Here is an 18,802-nt window from a genome sequence, read left to right on the forward strand (position 1 = left end):
TTAATAGTCATTTTAAGTGTTGCTGTGTGTCATTGTTGAACTGTAATTCCCGGCCCAGGTTTAGCAACTAAGAGCTGTTCGGGTTTAAAATAACGTCCGAGCGCTGTTAGAATCTGGGGGGTTTCTTGGCTGGTACAAATCACTTTTACGTTGGGACCAGCGTCCATAGTATAATAGCAAGAAATACCCTGTTGGCGCAACTGCTGTACGACTTGAATCGCTTGGAGGGTTTCTGGTTCAAAATAAGTGAAAGGCGGTGTCGCGCTTAGGGTTGTTGCGTGCATTTGCATCGCGCTTTGTTCGGCCAATTGACCGACTAAATTTATATCTTTCTTAATGATTGCGGCCCGCATTTTCGGCATCGCGGCTTCAGCGGTCTGGACCCAACTAGGGTAGTAGGGTGAGGTTGCAACGACGTTGGCCATCCCAGCGCGACTGGCAACGGCTTTTTCACGGTCATTTAAGACAATCGCGATCATTTGAATGTCCCAATCAACCGTTTCTTGTAAAGGGACGGCAAAAGAATCGGTATCGTTGGTGCCACGTTGCCATTCGACAAAGCCGCCGTAAATTGAACGAGTCGCTGAACCAGAACCGCGACGAGCGAGTCGGGAAAGTGTACGCCGATCTAAATCAAGACCAGCCGCTTTGCTAGCGGCCGCGGCTAGTGCGGCGTAACCGGAAGCAGAAGACGCTAAGCCGGCCGCATTCGGGACGTGATTGATGGTTTCAATCCGCGCGTGTAAGTCGAAATGGGCTTGTTGGCGAATTAAATCGAGAAACTGGCTCATCTTAATGTTGGTGGCCGCATCTGCGGGTGCTTGATTGAACAGGATTTGATCCGCTGTCAATTCAGTAGAGAAAGTGACCGTTGTATCCGTATAGAAATGGTCGAGGGTCATCGAAAGACTGCTGTTGTATGGAATAATTAGTTCCGGATTTTGTTTACCCCAATATTTAATTAACGCAATGTTTGTATGTGCTCTGGCAGTGGCTGATTGCCCCATAAGTGTTTACCCCAATTATTGTTAAGTTAGTTTTGTAAATCTGGTAGTGCTTGAATCCAAGTTTGAATAGCGCCAGCGTTCGTTAAGGTTTGTGCTAAGTAGTTGGCTGCTGATTGAGTGTCCGCTAAGGCAATGATGCAACCGCCACGACCACCACCGGTTAATTTAGTGCCGAGACTGCCAGCTTGATTGGCAATTGTGATTAAACGATCGAGTCGTTGGTTACTGACACCGAGTGCTTGTAAATCAGTTTGTGCAGCGGTCAGATTTTGACCTAATTCACTGAGCTGATTATGCGCAATGTTGGCGGCAACGGCCGTCGTTAATTGGCCAAGATGGTCAATCACTGGTTGCGTTTGGGCTGGATTACCTAATAAGCGGTTCTGGACGCTTTGAACGGCCGTCCCCGTTTGGCCTTTTTGACCACTGTCAGCGATTACCAAGTAACCATTTAAGTTGATGGGTAACGGTTGCGGTTGTTGGCCTTTAACGTACCATAGTGGCGTGGTTGCGCCAGTGGTGGCCGCGTCGATGCCACTGGGGTTACCGTGAATCATATTTTCAGAAAGAGTGGCAAATTTTAAAAGTTGCTGATGATCGATTGGTTGGTTAAAACAATCGGCCAATCCGCGAATAATGGCAATCGCCGTCGCGGCCGAGGAGCCCATCCCGCGTTCGGGGGGCAGTTGGCTATCAATCGTTAATTGAAACGGGACTTGGCGATCGTTGAATCGTTGCCAGAGTTGTTCAATTAAGTATTGAATGCCTTTCATTTGACCGAAAGCTTGGCTGAGTGGGCCCGTATAATAGGCGCTTTGAATTTGGGGTTCAGCCAAGTGTTCATCGACGGTCACCGTGACTTTTGCTTGGACCGCAAAAATGGGCAGTGCGATGGCTGGCTGACCGTAAACGACGGCGTGTTCACCGATTAAAATAATTTTAGCGTGACTTAAGCCCACACCAGTTTGCATAAATATCACCTATCGTATTGAATTGACGAATCTAATCGTTACTTTACTACTATACTGCAAATTAAAGAAGACGGCTACCGGCTGTTTGGAAATGACATAATGTGACTCCTATGTATGGTAAAATAGCTGCAAAGGGGTGGTAGTCGTGAGTTTAAAGTTTATTCTAGGCCGAATTAGTGCCGATCATCATCAAACATTGGTCGCTAATTTAAAACAATCTTTAGAAAAAACACCGAATGATCGGTTTTTTTATTTAGTACCGAACCATATTAAATTTGAATCGGAAGTGTCGATTTTAAAAGAATTACAAGGTGACGAAGTCAATTACGTTGCCTCTTCACAAGTCCAAGTTTTTTCATTCACCCGATTAGCTTGGTATTTCATGAAGAATACACCATATTATCAAATTCCCCGGATTTCAACAGCCGGGTTAAATATGTTGGTTTACCGCTTGTTGCAAGAACACGCTGACGAATTGGTCTTATTTGGTGGCGAGGTCAATCAAACGGGGTTTGTCGCACAACTCACCAAACAATTACTCGAATTGAAAGTCGGTTGCATCACGCCGGCGGATCTCACCCAGATTGCAACGAACCTAACGGAACGCCAAGTTGAATTAACGGCTAAGTTACACGATTTAACCATTATTGCGACCGCTTTTGAGGCAGCGATGCAAAAACAATTTATCGAAAATACGGCGATTATTGACGCGCTAGCCGATTATTTACAACACCAAGATTTGCACGATTGTCATTTCTACGTCGAAGGCTTTGCGCAATTAACGGCCCAAGAACAGGCTTTAATGAAAGTCTTGATGCAACAATCTGATCTATCGGTGGCGCTCATTTTAGACCAACCGTATGTCGATCAAAAACCCGATTCGTTGGATTTTTTCTATCAAGCGGGGCAGACCTATTATCAACTTTACCAACAAGCACGCAATAGTCAGGTGCCGGTGTTATTGGACCAGGTGGCTAGTGTTAAACGGGTATCGCCTAGTCTACAAGCGCTCGATGATTATTGGGTCAGTTCCCAAAACTTCGGGCGGTTACCGACACCCCCAAGTGACGTTGCCAAACAGATTAAAGTGGTGGCAGCCGATAATCGTTATAGTGAACTCCGCTTTGTGGCGCGTCAAATTCGTGAATTAGTGCGGACTGGTCAATATCGGTATCGTGATTTCTTAATTTTGACGCGGCATTTAACGCCTTATCAGAACATGATTACGCCGATTCTAACCGAATATGAAATCCCGTATTTCTGCGACTTGCCGGAAACGATGGCGGCGCATCCGCTCGTTTCAATGTTGGAAGCCTTATTTGCGGTCAAGGATCACTATTATCGTTACGAAGATGTCATGGCGCTATTGAAGACCACCTTATTATTGCCTAAGACGGCGACGGGTGACTATCAAGCAGTCGCCGATTTTAGAGCGGATCTTGATTTGTGCGAAAATTTAATCTTAAAAAGTGGCTATGAAGGCCACGATTGGTTAGCGGATCGCGATTGGCAATTTTACCGATTCGGTTCGTATCAAGAAGGGACGCGGACCACGCAAGATGAGGCTTTAACCGAACGAATTAACCGGATTCGTCATTTTGTGAAAGAGACATTACCGCCATTTTACCGGCGTTTAGATGCGGCGAAAAATGGGCGCCAAGCCGCGCAGCTTTTATATCAATTTTTAGTCGATCAAGGAGTCGATCAACAACTCTTGGCGTGGCGGGATCAAGCGTTAGCAGACGGCCAAGTGGCCCAAGCTGGTAAACCAGAACAAACCTGGACGACCTTGATGCAGATGCTGGATGAATACGTGACCTTATTGGGTGAAAGACCATTTGATGTGACCGATTTCTGGAAACTTTTATCGGCCGGTTTTGCCCAAGCGCAATACGCCCAGATTCCATCGACGCTTGATCAAGTCGTGTTATCGGAATCGGGGATGGTCCAGACTAAGCAACGGCAAATCACGTTTATGATTGGTTCGACTGATCAAGTGATGCCGGATATTGTTGAAGATAGCGCACTCTTAACCGATCAAGACCGGTTAAATCTGGTGACCGGATTAACGGCGGACCAATTCTTAGGGGAAGCCAGTCAATCGCAGATGCAATTCGAACCCTATTTGAACTACTTAGCTTTTTTAAGCAGTCAACAAGCGGTTTATTTTACTTACCCATTAAGTAGTGGTGATGGGACTAATTATCAACTATCACCGTACGTTCAACGGATTCAACAACACTTTAAATTAAGTACGGAGCACGTGTTAGCCGAACCAGCCATGGCGACGCAACCGGTGATTAGTGGTTCGTGGCGGAGCTTGTTAAGTGATCTGATTCAAGTCAGTCGTCAAGCACAAGAACAGCAGTTACCGATTCCGAACGACTGGTTGGCGGTTTATCAATTATTAGTTCAAAAGCCAGCGAGTCAGTTTTTAACGCAACAATTATTGCAGAGTTTACAATACTGCAATCAACCCGTTGCTTTGACGCCGGAAATTGTCATCGGATTATATGGTCAAACGATTCATACCTCGATTTCTAAATTGGAAGAATTTTACCAAAATCAATACGCTTATTTCTTGAAATACGGGTTGAAGTTGAACGAACGGCCCGTTTTTGAATTAACACCAGCCAACACGGGCGATTTCTACCATCAATTAATGGACCAATTTATTAAAGGGATTCAACAGCAAGCCTTAACGTTACCGCAATTGGATGACGCGCAGATTAATACGTTAGTCGACCAATTATTACAAGCGGCCTACGAACAACCTGAATTTAAAATTCTCACCAAGACGGCGCGGATGGGGTATATTCGCCAACAACTCAGCCAGACGATTAAACGGGTCGGTTTAGCGTTGCGTGACCAAAGTCAACGGACGCAATTGACGCCGTTAGCGACGGAAGTGCTCTTCGGACAAGTCGGGATTGATACAGGTTTGCAGGGGTTAGACTTTACGTTACCCGATAATCATCAAGTTAAAGTCCGCGGTAAGATTGATCGAATCGATCAATTGACTATTAACGGTCAAGCTTACTTAGGGATTGTTGATTATAAATCGAGTCAACACCGTTTCAATTTCCGGGATGCTTATTACGGCCTCGCGTTACAAATGTTGACCTATTTGGATACCGTTTTGCAAGATCAAGCCGCGATTTTACCGGCTAAGACGGCCGTCAAACCGGCGGGGGCTTTTTATTTACACCTCCAAAACCCAACGTTAACCTTAAAACAGTTAACCAAACAAAAAATGGCGCAACTACAACAAGGCCAACTCGATCAACTATTATTGGATCAGTTCAAATATAACGGCCTGATTCTAAACGATGAAGAATTGTTGACCAATTTAGATACGGCGTTAGAAAGCGGACAATCACCACTATTTGCCTTTAGCAAATTGAAGAGTGGTAAATTTAGTTCCAAGCAACTGGTCACGATGAACGAATTAGAGTTATTGATTGCCCATAATGAAAATCTCATTCGAGAAGCGGGTCAAGCCATTTTTGCGGGGGCCAACGCCTTGAATCCAATGATGCGTCCGGATCGGACCAACGCTCTAACGCGGTCACCGTTTAAATCAATCTTCCAATTCGATGCGATGTTACCGGAAAATAATTATCGACAACTGGAAGCTTTAGAAGCCAAAGATATTTTGCAAAAATTAACCGAGAAAAATGAAGGTGATCAACATGAGTAAACGGCAATTTACACCAACCCAAGCAGCGGCAGTCACGCATAGCGGTCACGATATTTTAGTTTCTGCATCGGCCGGTTCTGGTAAAACGACGGTGCTTGTCGAACGCGTCATTCAAAAAATTCTGAAAGGGACCAACGTTAACGAATTGTTGGTCGTCACCTTTACTGAAGCGGCCGCTTCTGAAATGCGGCAACGGATTCAAACCGCTTTACGCGAAACGAGTTTAGCAACGGATGATCACGCGGTGCAACAACGCTTACGCCAACAATTGAGTTTAGTGGCCACGGCACAGATTAGCACCTTACACGCGTTTTGTTTACAAGTCATTAAACGGTTTTATTACGTGATTAAACTCGATCCGGCTTTTCGATTATTAAGTGATGAAGCGGAACGACTATTATTAGCCGATCGGGTCTGGCAACAAGTGCGTGAGGGGTATTACGAAAAAAATGATGCGTTATTCTATGATTTAGCCCAGAATTTTTCGAACGATCGCAACGATGACGGTTTAACGACGATTGTTTTTGATTTATTGAATTTCGCCAATGCCAATCCAGATCCATTAGGGTGGCTACACGCGTTAACGACCCCGTATGCCGTTCCGGAAGCCGGTATTACAAGCAGTTACTATTTCCAACAGGCGATTTTACCGACTTTACAGCGCACGATTAGTACTTGTTTAGAAGACTTGAAGGAAGCGGCCGAACTGAGTATCACTAGTGAGAAGTTAACCGTGTATGCGGAACAAATTCAAACCACGCAACAATTATTGACCGCGATTCAAACCGATTCAGCGCAATTAACGTGGGCCCAGTGGAAAATGCAATTGACGGATGCGCAGATGGGACCCGCCAAGCGGACTAAAAAATTGGACGAGGCTGAACAAGTGGCCAAAGACCGGCTCAAAGATGATTTAGATCACGTTAAAAAGAGTCTCGAAAATTTATTGAACACCTATTTTGTCTTTGACGAAGCCCAAACAACGACCATTCAAAAATCAGCAGGACAGTTAGTCGGTAAATTAGTTGAAGTGACCTTAGCTTTTCGCCACGCGTTCCAAGCTGAAAAGAAACGGCGCCATCTATTAGATTTCGGTGATTTGGAACATTTTTGTTTAGCAATACTGACTAGCGAGACGGCGGAATCACAAGCCGCTCGTCAGTATTATCAACAACAATTTAGTGAGATTCTAGTGGATGAATACCAAGATACCAATCAACTGCAAGAAACAATCATTCAAGCTGTTTCATCGGCTGAACCTCGCAATGTTTTTATGGTTGGGGATGTGAAACAATCAATTTATGCGTTCCGATTAGCGGATCCGAGTCTGTTTATCGGCAAGTACGAGGCTTTTGCGCAACCAGATCAGGACGGTGAACGGATTATTCTCGCTGAAAATTTCCGTTCACGCCGTAATATTGACGATTTCGTCAATTTAATTTTCCAACAAATTATGGACGTTAAGTTGGGTCAGATGGCCTATGACGAAAACGCCAAGTTGGCCTACGGTGCGACCTATTATCCGGACGAGATTCCGACTGCGCCAACCGAATTATTGTTATACGAAACCAAACCAGCTGAAGCAGCCAGTGGTCCCGCGTTAGATAAAAGTGAAGGCCAAATCATTGCGGTCGCCAAACGGATTAAAACGATGATTGACCAACAAGAAACCATTTGGGATCGCAAAACGCAAGAATTGCGGCCGATCACGTATCAAGACATTGTGTTGTTGACCCCGACGCGCAGTAATAACTTGCTGATTCTGGATTATTTCCAACGGTTTGGCTTACCAGTCGTGATTAACGACGCCCAAAACTATTTTCAAACGACTGAGATTCAGATTATGTTGTCATTATTAAAAGTGATTGATAATCCTAATCAAGATATTCCGTTGGTCAGTGTCTTGCGTTCGCCAATCGTTGGCTTGAATGAAAATGAATTGGCCCTGATTCGGATTAACGATAAAACCGATGATTATTATCAAGCGGTTTTTGATTTTATTGCGAATTTTAATGACCAAAAGGTCGGCCAACTCGGTCAACAAGTGATGCGCAAGTTAACCAACTTTCAACAGTTGTTAACTGACTTACGGGCGATTGCGAGTCAACAATCCTTGGTTGAACTGATTTGGACGATTTATCAGAAGACGGGTTTCTTGGATTACGTCGGTGGGATGCCAGCTGGTCGGCAACGGCAAGCTAATTTGCACGCGCTCTATCAACGAGCAGCGACTTATGAAGAAAATGGCTTTAAAGGGTTGTTCCAATTCATTCAATTTATTGAACGCCTCCAAAAACAGGATAAGGATTTAGCCCAACCGACGAGTCTTGAAGACCAAGATGCGATTGCCGTTATGACGATTCACGGGAGTAAAGGCTTGGAATTTCCAGTTGTCTTCTTGATGGATGCCAGTCATCAATTTAACGAACAAGATTTACGGCAGAACTACGTTTTAGATGACCATTCCGGACTCGGGATTGTCTATTTAGATAACGCTAAACGGTTGAAGGTGCCGACACTACCAGAACTGGCCATCGTTGCCCAGAAACGGCAAAAATTACGCGCTGAAGAAATGCGGAAATTATACGTGGCTTTAACGCGAGCGGAACAACGACTGATTATTGCCGGCAGTTGTGATAACCAAGCACAACTGATGCAACAATGGCAAAAAGCGCAAAATAGTGGTTCATTGATCTTAGACGTCGGCGTCCGCAACGCTAGTAATTCGTTGCTAGATTGGATTGGATTGAGTTTAATGCGCCATTCACAGGCCAAAGACTGGGTCGACCAGTACCAACCGTTCTTACCGTTGAGTGGTGACCAAACCGAATTTGAACTGACTTTTGTCAATCAAATCGGCCTCGGTGTGGTGCCAGGCAGTCTGCAAAAAGATCAAGATTGGGGCAAGCAACAACAAAAAGCGCTGCAAACGATTGATTTAACGACTGAACAAGCCCAAGCGGTGGTCGCGCAACTTGATTTCACGTATCCAGATCAGGTTGCGACTGCAACGACGGCGTATCAATCCGTTTCGGAAGTCAAACGATTATTTGATGATCCGGATAATTTGAGTTTAGGTCAATTAACGTTTGCCGCGGAGGAAGCCCAAGAAACGCACCGTTACGTTAATGATCAGTTAGCTAAACCGCAGTTCCTGCAAACCGTCGTGCAACCGACCGCAACTGAGATTGGGACGGCGACGCATTTAGTGTTGCAAGAACTCGATTTGACCGCGCCAATCACCACGGCCAGTGTGCAAGCATTAATTGATCAATTAGTGTTGGCCAATATCTTAGCCACCACCGTTGCTGCTAAGATTAATGTGGCACATATTTTGACCTTCTTTGAAAGTGCGTTAGGCCAGATTATTTTAGCGAATCCCACGCAAGTTAAACGGGAAGTGCCGTTCTCACTCTTATTACCGGCTGCGACCCTTTTCAAAGGGATTCAAGAGTCACCAACGGATTCGGTCTTAATTCATGGGATTATGGACGGCTACGTCTTGACCAATGACGCTTGTTACTTATTCGATTACAAAACCGATTATGTTGATCCGCAAAATCAAACTACAGCCATCGCACAAATTAAGACCCGGTATGCCGGCCAATTAAATTTATACAGCGCAGCTTTAGCCCAGATTTTAAAACGGCCAGTGACCCATCAATACCTTTATTTACTATCGATTGGTGAGCTTGTGGCATTAGATTAATTTTGAATAGCAAACGTGGGCGGGAGCAATCCTGCCTTTTTTGATGGTCAATCCAGACCACGACCCAGTTTCCGGCTTTCAATCCGGAATAGTTCCATGTATAATCATCTTAGAGAATAATGGCATCTTCAAGTCACCAGTCTTGTCGAAACAGGATTGGCTGTTCAATTTGGAAATGGCATTGTATAATTGTTCATAATTAATTCAGTAAAGTATTGGTGACAGCATGAATCGAGAGACGATATACGCCGTTGTCGATTTAGAGACAACCGGCACGAATATTAAAGACGGGGATCGCATTATTCAATTCGGGTGCGCCCTTGTTCAGAATGGGAAAATCATTCAAACGATTTCCCAAGATGTTAATCCATTAAGAGATGTTCCTAATAAAATTCAACATTTAACGCATATCAGTGCTGATCAATTGGAATTTGCACCGATTTTTGAAGATTTAGCGCCGACCTTAGTTGAAATATTATCGGGTACTGTTTTTGTGGCCCATAATATTAACTTTGATTTACCCTTTTTGAACGGTGAATTGGCCCGAGTCGGGCAAGAACCATTGGAATTAGACGGAATTGATACCGTTGAATTGGCTCAAATCATTTTGCCGGAAGCGCCTAGCTATCGGTTGCAGGATTTAACGCAATTGCTCTCGATTGAGCACGATAATCCGCATCAAGCCGACAGTGACGCCCTCGTCACCGCTAAATTATTGTTGAAACTGATGGCCCGTCTACGCGAGTTGCCACTAGTCACATTGGCGAAATTGAGTGAACTCGGAACGGGGTTAGTACGCCAGACGGGGGATTTGTTTACCGCCATTTATGACCAGATGCAAGAACAATCACAACCGTTAATCCCAGAATTACTGATTCGCGAAAACATTGCGTTACATAAAGACCAACCGACAGACTTTACGCTTTATCCAGGCGAACAATACGCTGCCGAATACCCACACGATGAAGCCGCTAAAAAGGCGCTTTTAAAACCGCACCTAAAATGGCGGAAGGCCCAAGCGACCATGATGGACTTTATCGCCGATAATTATCAATCTGAACAACCACAACCGATTCTAATTGAAGCGGCGACCGGGTTAGGGAAGACCTTAGGGTACTTGTTACCATACAGTTATTTGATGTCTAGCACGAAAAAATTAGTCGTTGCGACGTCAACCACGCTATTACAAGACCAGATATTAACCCAAGCACGGCCGTTATTAGAGAAGTTGATTGGCCGACCAGTATTGGCCGAAGTGGTTAAGAGTCCCCGCCACTATATCGATTTACACCGGTTTACGTTATCGTTGCAACTCCCACATAAGAATCGTTTAACGCGGTTACTCCAGATGAAAATCTTAATCTGGTTGACCCAAACCGTCACCGGTGATTTAGACGAGTTGAACTTAACCAGTTATCAAACGCCGTTCTTTATTAATATTCGTCACCGTGGCGTGGCCTCACTCGATCCGCAGGCGCCATTCTATCAAGATGACTTCTTGCGTCGGTTAACCAAACGCCAACAACAAGCAGAATTATTAGTGACCAACCATGCTTATTTAGCGGAACATGCTAGTGATCAACAAACCTGGGGTGAACGCCCTTATTTAGTGGTCGACGAAGCACAAAGTATGATTTTTAACGTCCAATCGATTGCCCAACAGACTTGGTCATTATCCCGCTGGCAATTGTGGGCGCAAAAAGGGCTCCAATATACAACGACCACGCAGAGTAATAATCTAGCAACTTTATTTCCTCCTAAAACGGCTGAAAATCGTTCGTTAAAATATCTGCATAAAACATTAACCAAACTGACTCGGACACTGACGGCCCTTGAGACCTATTTAAAAACGAGTTTTGATGTGCGTGACCAACAACGGCCGATTACGGATCGGTATTTGAATCCTGATGAAGTCATCCAATTCGTCAACGGTTGTCAACGTGAGTTTAAACAGTTGAACCGGGAATTATTGACGATCCAGGACCATTTCTTAGCGTTACGCTATAGCTTAGAGCAACAACTCGAACGGTATGCTGCGAGTGATTTAAGTGTTTGGCAAGCCTTTGAAAATGAAATTAACTTATTGTTAGCCGATGTTGAACATTACCAACGATTTGAGCAGTTATTTATTGCGGTCAAACCGCAGGAACAACACGCTTTGTCGATTCAAAGCATTCAACCGGCGCAACCCAGTCAATTACCACAGTTTAAGCTCCAATGGCAATTGGTTTCGGCCGGCACTCAGATGCAGTCGTTGTTACAACATTTCGAACCCGTGACCTTAACCGGTGCGACACTAGCGGTTAATGGCCAATTTACGTATTTGAAACGTGAATTTGGTTTCGATGACGATCAACCATTAATGACCAAGAAATTACGGAGTCCGTTCCATTTCAAACAACAAGCCCGTTTCTTAATCGCCACAGATGGTCCGGTGCAAAAAGAGTTAACGCCTAACGATTATCAACGCCAAATTGCGCGCCAGATTTTAACGCTAGTTACCAATAATCCGCACCAAACATTGATTCTATTTAATGCGAATCAAACGCTTGAACAAGTCTATTACGCGTTGGCGCACGCCGGATTAAGTTTGGATCGCGAAGTGTTAGCGCAGGGGGTCACCGGGAGTGCTGAAAAAATTACCAAACGGTTTATGTTAGGGCATGACGCCGTCTTGTTAGCGACGAGTAGCTTCATGGCGGGAATTGATTTTCCGGAATCAGCGCTTGAAATGGTGATTTTAGTCCAACTGCCATTTGATGCGCCGAATGCGGTTCAGACCAAAGTCCGTTACGCGCAATTAACGGCGCAAGGGCAAAATCCGTTTAAGACTGAAGCATTACCGAAAGCGACGATTCGATTCCGGCAAGCATTCGGTCGGCTAATTCGGACGTCGGATGATCGCGGCGTCTTTGTTTGCTTAGATCCACGCTTGTTGACGACCCAGTATGGTCAACAGATGTGTCGGGCTCTACCGGCTAGTTTGCCACAAAAAGCGGCACCGGTGACCACGATTCGTGAACTAATTGATCTGTTTTGGTTAAATTCAGACTAAATTCGCTTGATTTGGCAAAGTAAGTCTTGCATTTTTGCTATAATAAAGTTATCCGAATAAACGGGGAGAGAAAACACGTGCGTAAATACAAAAAATGGCTCTGGATTGTCCTGCTACTCGTTGTGATGGGCGCCATGTTGATGATTTATCATCAAGCTAGATTACCAGACACGACAGCTGAGAAAAAGGCCGTTGCGATTGCTGAAAAATATGCTAAATTAAAGAACCCCGATGATTTCTACACGTATCATCGTAAGAATACGTATTATACGGTTAGTGGGCAGAATAGTGCTGGTCGTGGGATTTACGTCTTGATCAATGAAAAGGGCAACCACGCCACGGTTTATCGTCAATCAGCCGGGATGACTAAGAATGAAGCGCTCGAGAAAACTTGGTCGACTAAAAAGCCTAAAAAAGTGTTGAATATTAATTTTGGGATGTTCAAGAATAAACCGGTTTGGGAAGTGGTTTATCGGACGAATAAGGGCCGTTTGTGTTATTTAACGTTAGATTTTAAATCGGGCGATACCGTTCAATTGATTGAAAATATCTAAATTTTTTTACGAATAATTGCCAATTTAAGCTGTGACAATCAGTGTTTTGTTATATAATGATGATTATCAGTTATTTTTGGACTGTTTTATTGAAATGAATAGACATAAGGAGACCGAGTAGATGGTTAAACAAATCAGTATTATCGATGCTAAAGACCATGTCGATGAAGAAGTCAGAATCGGCGGTTGGTTAACTGACAAACGTTCAAGTGGTAAGATTTCTTTCTTACAATTGCGTGACGGCAGTGCCTTTTTCCAAGGTGTTGTGGTTAAAAGTCAAGTCAGCGAAGAAGTTTTCCAATTAGCGAAAGATTTAAAACAAGAATCAAGTATGTGGATTACAGGTGTGATTCATGAAGATACACGGTCACATTTCGGTTATGAAATTGAAGTGTCAAACATTGAATTAGTCGGTGAGAGTGGCGATTATCCAATCACGCCTAAAGAACATGGTGTTGAATTCCTATTAGATCACCGTCATTTATGGTTACGTTCGAAACGGACTTTTGCAATCATGCAAATCCGGAATGAAATCATTCGTGCGACTTATGAATTCTATAACCAAGAAGGTTTCATCAAGATGGATCCACCAATCTTGACTGGTAGCGCGCCAGAAGGCACTACTGAATTATTCCACATTGAATATTTCGAAAACGATGCTTATTTAACGCAAAGTGGCCAACTATACGCTGAAGCGGGCGCCATGGCATTCGGTAAAGTCTTTACGTTTGGTCCCGTTTTCCGGGCTGAAAAATCAAAGACGCGTCGTCATTTAACTGAATTCTGGATGATTGAACCCGAAATGGCTTTCATGAATCAAGACCAAAGTTTAGAAGTCCAAGAAAAATACATCGCTTATTTGGTTCAAAACGTCATTGATCATTGTGAATATGACTTGAATTTATTAGATCGTGATATTGATCAATTAAAGAAATATACACAACTCCCTTATCCACGAATTTCGTACGATAAAGCGATTGAAATGTTACAAGCTGCTGATTTTGACGTTAAATGGGGCGATGATTTCGGTGCGCCTGATGAAACTTATTTATCAGATCAATTCGAACAACCGGTCTTTATCATGAACTATCCAAAGGCCATCAAACCGTTCTACATGAAACCACATCCAACGCGTGATGATGTCTACTTATGTGCTGACTTGTTAGCACCAGAAGGTTACGGTGAAATCATTGGTGGTAGTGAACGTGAAACGGATTACGATAAGTTAGAAGCCGAAATCGTTAAAATGGGCTTAGATTTGAAAGACTACGAATGGTATTTAGACCTTCGTCGTTACGGTTCAGTCCCACATTCTGGTTTCGGTTTAGGACTAGAACGGGCGATTACTTGGATTTGTGGCATTGATCATTTACGTGAAGCCATTCCATTCCCAAGAATGATTAACCGGATTCAACCTTAATCCCTTTTAAATCGGACAAACAACAAGACGCATGATAATCCTAAGTTGAGGATTATTCAGACGTCTTGTTTTTATGTGGTAAGATTGGTTACAATGATAGTAATGACATTGGATAAAGTAGGCTAGAATATGAATGAATTAAATGCGTATTTAAACGGGGGCCAAGTGAGCATCTCACGGCTACTGTTGCAGGAGTATCGAACACTTAAGATGTCAACGGATGAACTAACCGTTTATTTGCAGCTCACTGATTTTGCTAGCCAAGGGGATCAGTTCCCAGATTTAGCGTTGATTGGCGAACGCATGCAGTTGCCAGCAAAGACAATCTACGAGTTGGTCCATCGCTTGATTCAAAAAAAGTTAATCACGTTAGAATCGCGTGAAAATGAACAAGGTCAGGCCGTCGACCGCTATGATTTAACGCCAACCCTCATGAAATTGAGTATTCTTGCGATGCAAGCCGAACAAGCGGTCCAGGCTGATTTAGATCAGAATCAACGCGCCATGATTTTTAATCAAGTCGAACAATTATTCGGCCGACCACTATCACCGCTTGAAACGGAGATTATTGCTAATTGGTTGGATTTAGACCGGTATAATCCCGATTTGATTCAATTAGCCGTGCGCGAGGCCGTCTTTAACCAAGTTTATTCATTGAAATACGTCGATCGTATTTTATTAAATTGGCAAAAGCAAAATATTAAAACCAAGGATGACTTGCAGGATTATCAGCAGAAACATCCCCGATTTTAAATGAAAGGGTGAGTTAAATGTTATCTAAAACAAAAACACGCTGGGCTTTTGACCAGTTGTACACGTTAATTCCGGATGCTAAAGGGGCGTTGGTGGCTGATTCACCATTCCAATTGTTAATTGCAGTGATGTTAAGTGCGCAGGCGACCGATGTATCGGTTAATAAAGTCACGCCCAAATTATTTCGGGATTTCCCGACACCAACGAGTTTTGCAAACGCGTCTCTGGAGTCGATCGAAGCGGACATTCATTCAATTGGGTTGTATCACAACAAGGCAAAACACATTAAAACGTGTTGCCAACAGTTGATTGCCGATTTTGGTGGCGAAGTCCCCCAAACCCATGCTGAATTAGAACAACTTGCCGGCGTCGGTCGTAAGACCGCCAATGTTGTTCTGGGTGATGCGTTTAATGTGCCCTCATTTGCTGTTGATACCCACGTCACTCGAATTGCTAAACGGTTGCGAATCAGTGCCCAGAATGCGTCAGTCACTCAAATTGAACGTGATTTTCAGGCTAAGTTACCCGAAAGCGATTGGGTTAAAGCCCACCATACATTAATTTTATTTGGCCGACAATATTGTACGGCACGGAACCCCAAATGTCAGCAATGTCCATTGTTAACAATTTGTGTTGCCGGTCAACAATATCTAGCCGATCGTGGTTAGCAATATAGCCCAATAAAAATAAGCTAGGCCCATTCAGACGAATAGGCCTAGCTTATTTTTATTGGCTTGGTGTGGTTGATATGTCGCCACCAGCATTTGATTCTGAAGAAGTACTGCCTGGATTAGCGGAGCTGGTTGTCTCAGGAACCGATGAGGAACTCGTTTCAACCGGTTCAGAACTGCTCGTTTCAGCAACACTACTTTCGGAACTACTTGAACTCGTTGACGAGCTCGTCGAAGAGCTACTTAATATACTTTCAGAGAAACTAGAACTACTGCTTGAACTACTACTTTCAGCGGTTGTCGTCCCCTTAATATATAATTCACCATTTTTGGCAATGACGTTACTAGGCATTGTCCAGTTACTGTTGGTACTGTTTTGGGCAAGGTAGACCATCATCGAACGGTAAATATAAGCCGCAACGTTTCGTTCGCTCATTGTTAAACCGTTCTTTAAGGGTTCATCATAACCGGTCCAAACGGTAACCGAGTAGTCTTTGGTGTAGCCGGCAAACCAGCTGTCCTTAGCTAAGTCAGAATTAATGGCGCCAGCTGAGTTCGTGACTTCTTCATCAGAATAATTGGTTGTCCCGGTCTTAGCGGCTTGGTATAATCCGGAGATTTGCGCGAGTGTCCCAGAACCTTTGCTGATAACGTCTTTCAACATATCGGTAATCATGTAAGCTGTTGAGCTCTTCATGGCCTGAGTGCCCTCAGAATCGTAATTATGGGTAATGCCATCAGCCGTCACGACTTTGCTAACATAGGTTGGCTTATAATAAGTCCCGCCGTTTGCAAAAGCGCCGTATGCGGCTGATTCTTGCAAGGTCGATACATTGCCACCAATCCCGTAAGAGAATCCAGCATCTGACGGAATCGTAATCCCAAGGCCTTCCACAAATTGGCTCGCTTTCGTCATGCCGACATCGGCCAATAATTTAATCGCGGGGACGTTTCGTGAATTGGCCAAAGCATTACGAGCGGTGATGGTCCCCACATATTGATTATCAAAGTTATGCAATTGAACGCTGGTCCCTGGATAAGTATACGGTTCATCGACTAGTTTGTAGCCGGTTGAATAGTTGAGATATTCAATCGCTGGTGCATAATCCATCAGCGGTTTCATTGAAGAACCATTACTACGACCGGCTTGAACGGCCCGATTATAACCGAGTTGGACATTTCCAGTTTTCCGACCACCAATCATAGCGACGATTTTACCATTATTGGGATTGGTAATCGTAACCGCGGTTTGTAATTTATCATCAGGGAAGGGAATGCTACTATCATCGTTGACAGTTGTATAAAGTTTCTTCTGGGCATCCATATCGATGTTGGTATAAACCTTTAACCCGTCAGTATAGGGGTTGTAGCCTTTTTTCTTAAGATCGGTAATGACTTCTTTAACGTATGCATCAGTTGCTTTATCGTCAGTTGATGTATTAGCGGCATCTTTTTGGGCAACTAAGCCAGTCGCAATGGGAACGGCCTTAGCCGCTGTCGCTTCGGCAGTCGTAATCTTATTATTACGAACTAACGCATCTAGCACTAAATCACGCCGGGTTTTAGCGGCTTCTGGATGTAGATAGGGATCATAGCCTGCCGGCGATTGTGGCATACCAGCCAATAACGCCAGTTGCGGCAAACTTAATTCTTTTAAAGTTTTACCATAGTAATAGTCGGCGGCCGTACCCATCCCGTTGACACCATTATTCATATAAACCTTATTAATGTAAAAAGTTAATATTTGGTCCTTAGAATATTGTCGTTCAACTTGTGCGGCTAACCAAGCTTCCTGCGCTTTACGTTTGAAGGTTTGGTCGGATGCTTTCGTTGAGAAAACGGATAGTTTAACGAGTTGTTGGGTCAGGGTACTACCACCCTGCAAACCAAGCGATGATTTACCCGTAACGTTGGAAACTGCTGCCGAAGCAATCCGAATCGGATCAACGCCGAATTTTTCTTTATAGAAACGACGATCTTCAATTGAGACCACGGCGTCCTTAAGCGTGGTTGGAATTTGTTCGCTCGATGCACGAGTGCTGTTGGCCAATCCTAATTTTTTGAAGGCTTTGTTATCACTTGTATAGAGCGTTGATGAAACAACACTCTCAAGATCTGACTGGGTTAATTTGGGCGCATCTTTAGCATAATAAGCAAAGAGCCCAATTCCTGCGAGGATTAGCACAACAACGGCTAAAATGCCCCATTTAATAATGCGCCAGAATAACGACTTCTTTTTCTTGGCAGTTGGTTTCTGGTTGGTTTTTTTGTGCCGTGCGACACGTGAGTTACCGGTATTTTTATCGGACATGATGATTAGTTACTCCTTTTGACTTGGTACGCAATTAATTGATCAACCGCGCTTAGATAGGGAATCGTGGGATTAAGTTGATAATTAATCTCGTAGCCCTGTTTAATCACAATTTCAAGTGGAATTGATTTACGAGCGCCATCTGCTTGCGCGTCCCAGCGGGTAATAAGTTCACTAGCGGGCAATAGAAACAGTCGTTGCAAGGGAACGAACTTCATAATCACAAAACAGATACCACCTTGTTGTAAGCAAGCGCGAAAATGTTCAATTTGGTGCTGATGAAAATTACGAAACGGAAAGGCCGTTTTATTTTTGGTTTCTTTGGCTTCGAAATCAAGATAACGCCCTTGATAAATCCCGTTATAATCGGTCGTTGAAGCTTGTTTAAAATAGGCTTCTTTAATCACGGCCTGGCTGCGTGCTGGATAATCGACCTTCACAATTTGAATCGGGGTCGGTTTCTTATAGACGACAGCCATTGATTGGCTTCGATAATATTGATTACTATCGTTTAATTCTTCTTCAAGCGACATGCCCCGTTTACCAAATAAAGTGGTTGCTTTTGGTCGGGTGGCTTGCTTTTTAGACTGCGGTACTTCATTATTTAAGTAAGGTTGTCCGTTTGGATAATGAAAGGCCATCGAAAATCAC

The 18,802-nt window shown here is 43.9% G+C and carries 11 protein-coding genes; 7 read left to right on the forward strand and 4 right to left on the reverse strand.

Annotation, left to right across the window (positions count from 1 at the left end; all coding sequences use genetic code 11):
- Positions 1-29: 29 nt before the first annotated feature.
- Positions 30-1,007: a diphosphomevalonate decarboxylase gene (gene mvaD / locus LFUMFP_RS05380; protein WP_025082555.1), complete on the reverse strand. Its 978-nt coding sequence runs from the start codon at positions 1,005-1,007 to the stop codon at positions 30-32.
- 26 nt (positions 1,008-1,033) lie between these two features.
- On the reverse strand, positions 1,034-1,978 hold the full coding sequence (gene mvk / locus LFUMFP_RS05385) for a mevalonate kinase (protein WP_035438812.1): 945 nt from the start codon (positions 1,976-1,978) through the stop codon (positions 1,034-1,036).
- A gap of 145 nt (positions 1,979-2,123) precedes the next feature.
- Here mvk and LFUMFP_RS05390 point away from each other — a divergent pair, with 145 nt between their 5' ends.
- From LFUMFP_RS05390 to nth, 7 genes are all read left to right on the forward strand, one after another.
- Entirely contained in the window at positions 2,124-5,678 is a 3,555-nt protein-coding gene (locus tag LFUMFP_RS05390; protein ID WP_106483213.1) for a PD-(D/E)XK nuclease family protein, read from the forward strand.
- The gene (gene addA, locus LFUMFP_RS05395; RefSeq protein WP_025082557.1) at positions 5,671-9,387 is read left to right on the forward strand and encodes a helicase-exonuclease AddAB subunit AddA; all 3,717 of its coding nucleotides are present in this window, start codon (positions 5,671-5,673) and stop codon (positions 9,385-9,387) included. Before LFUMFP_RS05390 ends, addA begins: the two co-directional genes overlap by 8 nt.
- 226 nt (positions 9,388-9,613) lie before the next feature.
- Positions 9,614-12,442: a helicase C-terminal domain-containing protein gene (locus LFUMFP_RS05400; RefSeq protein WP_106483214.1), complete on the forward strand. Its 2,829-nt coding sequence runs from the start codon at positions 9,614-9,616 to the stop codon at positions 12,440-12,442.
- Positions 12,443-12,519: 77 nt separating this feature from the next.
- Positions 12,520-12,996, forward strand: coding sequence for a cell wall elongation regulator TseB-like domain-containing protein (locus LFUMFP_RS05405; protein ID WP_025082558.1), 477 nt, complete (start codon positions 12,520-12,522; stop codon positions 12,994-12,996).
- A gap of 121 nt (positions 12,997-13,117) precedes the next feature.
- Positions 13,118-14,416 (forward strand): asparagine--tRNA ligase, encoded by a 1,299-nt coding sequence (asnS, locus tag LFUMFP_RS05410; protein WP_025082559.1) that lies wholly within the window; start codon positions 13,118-13,120, stop codon positions 14,414-14,416.
- A 129-nt stretch (positions 14,417-14,545) separates the two neighbouring features.
- The gene (locus LFUMFP_RS05415) at positions 14,546-15,169 is read left to right on the forward strand and encodes a DnaD domain protein (protein ID WP_025082560.1); all 624 of its coding nucleotides are present in this window, start codon (positions 14,546-14,548) and stop codon (positions 15,167-15,169) included.
- Between the two features lie 17 nt (positions 15,170-15,186).
- On the forward strand, positions 15,187-15,837 hold the full coding sequence (nth, locus tag LFUMFP_RS05420) for an endonuclease III (RefSeq protein ID WP_106483215.1): 651 nt from the start codon (positions 15,187-15,189) through the stop codon (positions 15,835-15,837).
- A 58-nt stretch (positions 15,838-15,895) separates the two neighbouring features.
- Here the strand turns inward: nth and LFUMFP_RS05425 are convergent, their stop codons facing one another.
- Both LFUMFP_RS05425 and recU read right to left on the reverse strand, forming a co-directional pair.
- Positions 15,896-18,151 carry a transglycosylase domain-containing protein gene (locus LFUMFP_RS05425; protein ID WP_106483216.1) on the reverse strand — a complete coding sequence of 752 codons (2,256 nt, stop codon included), beginning with the start codon at positions 18,149-18,151 and terminating at the stop codon, positions 15,896-15,898.
- A gap of 5 nt (positions 18,152-18,156) precedes the next feature.
- Positions 18,157-18,792, reverse strand: coding sequence for a Holliday junction resolvase RecU (recU, locus tag LFUMFP_RS05430; protein ID WP_106483217.1), 636 nt, complete (start codon positions 18,790-18,792; stop codon positions 18,157-18,159).
- Between the last annotated feature and the right edge of the window lie 10 nt (positions 18,793-18,802).

The organism is Latilactobacillus fuchuensis (assembly GCF_900258455.1).
GTDB classification, from domain to species: domain Bacteria; phylum Bacillota; class Bacilli; order Lactobacillales; family Lactobacillaceae; genus Latilactobacillus; species Latilactobacillus fuchuensis.

Bases quoted from the DNA above. Each gene is read 5' to 3' on its own strand.
- addA (WP_025082557.1), top strand. From the start codon at position 5,671: ATGAGTAAACGGCAATTTACACCAACCCAAGCAGCGGCAGTCACGCAT.
- LFUMFP_RS05425 (WP_106483216.1), bottom strand. From the start codon at position 18,151: ATGTCCGATAAAAATACCGGTAACTCACGTGTCGCACGGCACAAAAAA.
- nth (WP_106483215.1), top strand. From the start codon at position 15,187: ATGTTATCTAAAACAAAAACACGCTGGGCTTTTGACCAGTTGTACACG.
- LFUMFP_RS05415 (WP_025082560.1), top strand. From the start codon at position 14,546: ATGAATGAATTAAATGCGTATTTAAACGGGGGCCAAGTGAGCATCTCA.
- recU (WP_106483217.1), bottom strand. From the start codon at position 18,792: ATGGCCTTTCATTATCCAAACGGACAACCTTACTTAAATAATGAAGTA.
- mvaD (WP_025082555.1), bottom strand. From the start codon at position 1,007: ATGGGGCAATCAGCCACTGCCAGAGCACATACAAACATTGCGTTAATT.
- LFUMFP_RS05400 (WP_106483214.1), top strand. From the start codon at position 9,614: ATGAATCGAGAGACGATATACGCCGTTGTCGATTTAGAGACAACCGGC.
- asnS (WP_025082559.1), top strand. From the start codon at position 13,118: ATGGTTAAACAAATCAGTATTATCGATGCTAAAGACCATGTCGATGAA.
- mvk (WP_035438812.1), bottom strand. From the start codon at position 1,978: ATGCAAACTGGTGTGGGCTTAAGTCACGCTAAAATTATTTTAATCGGT.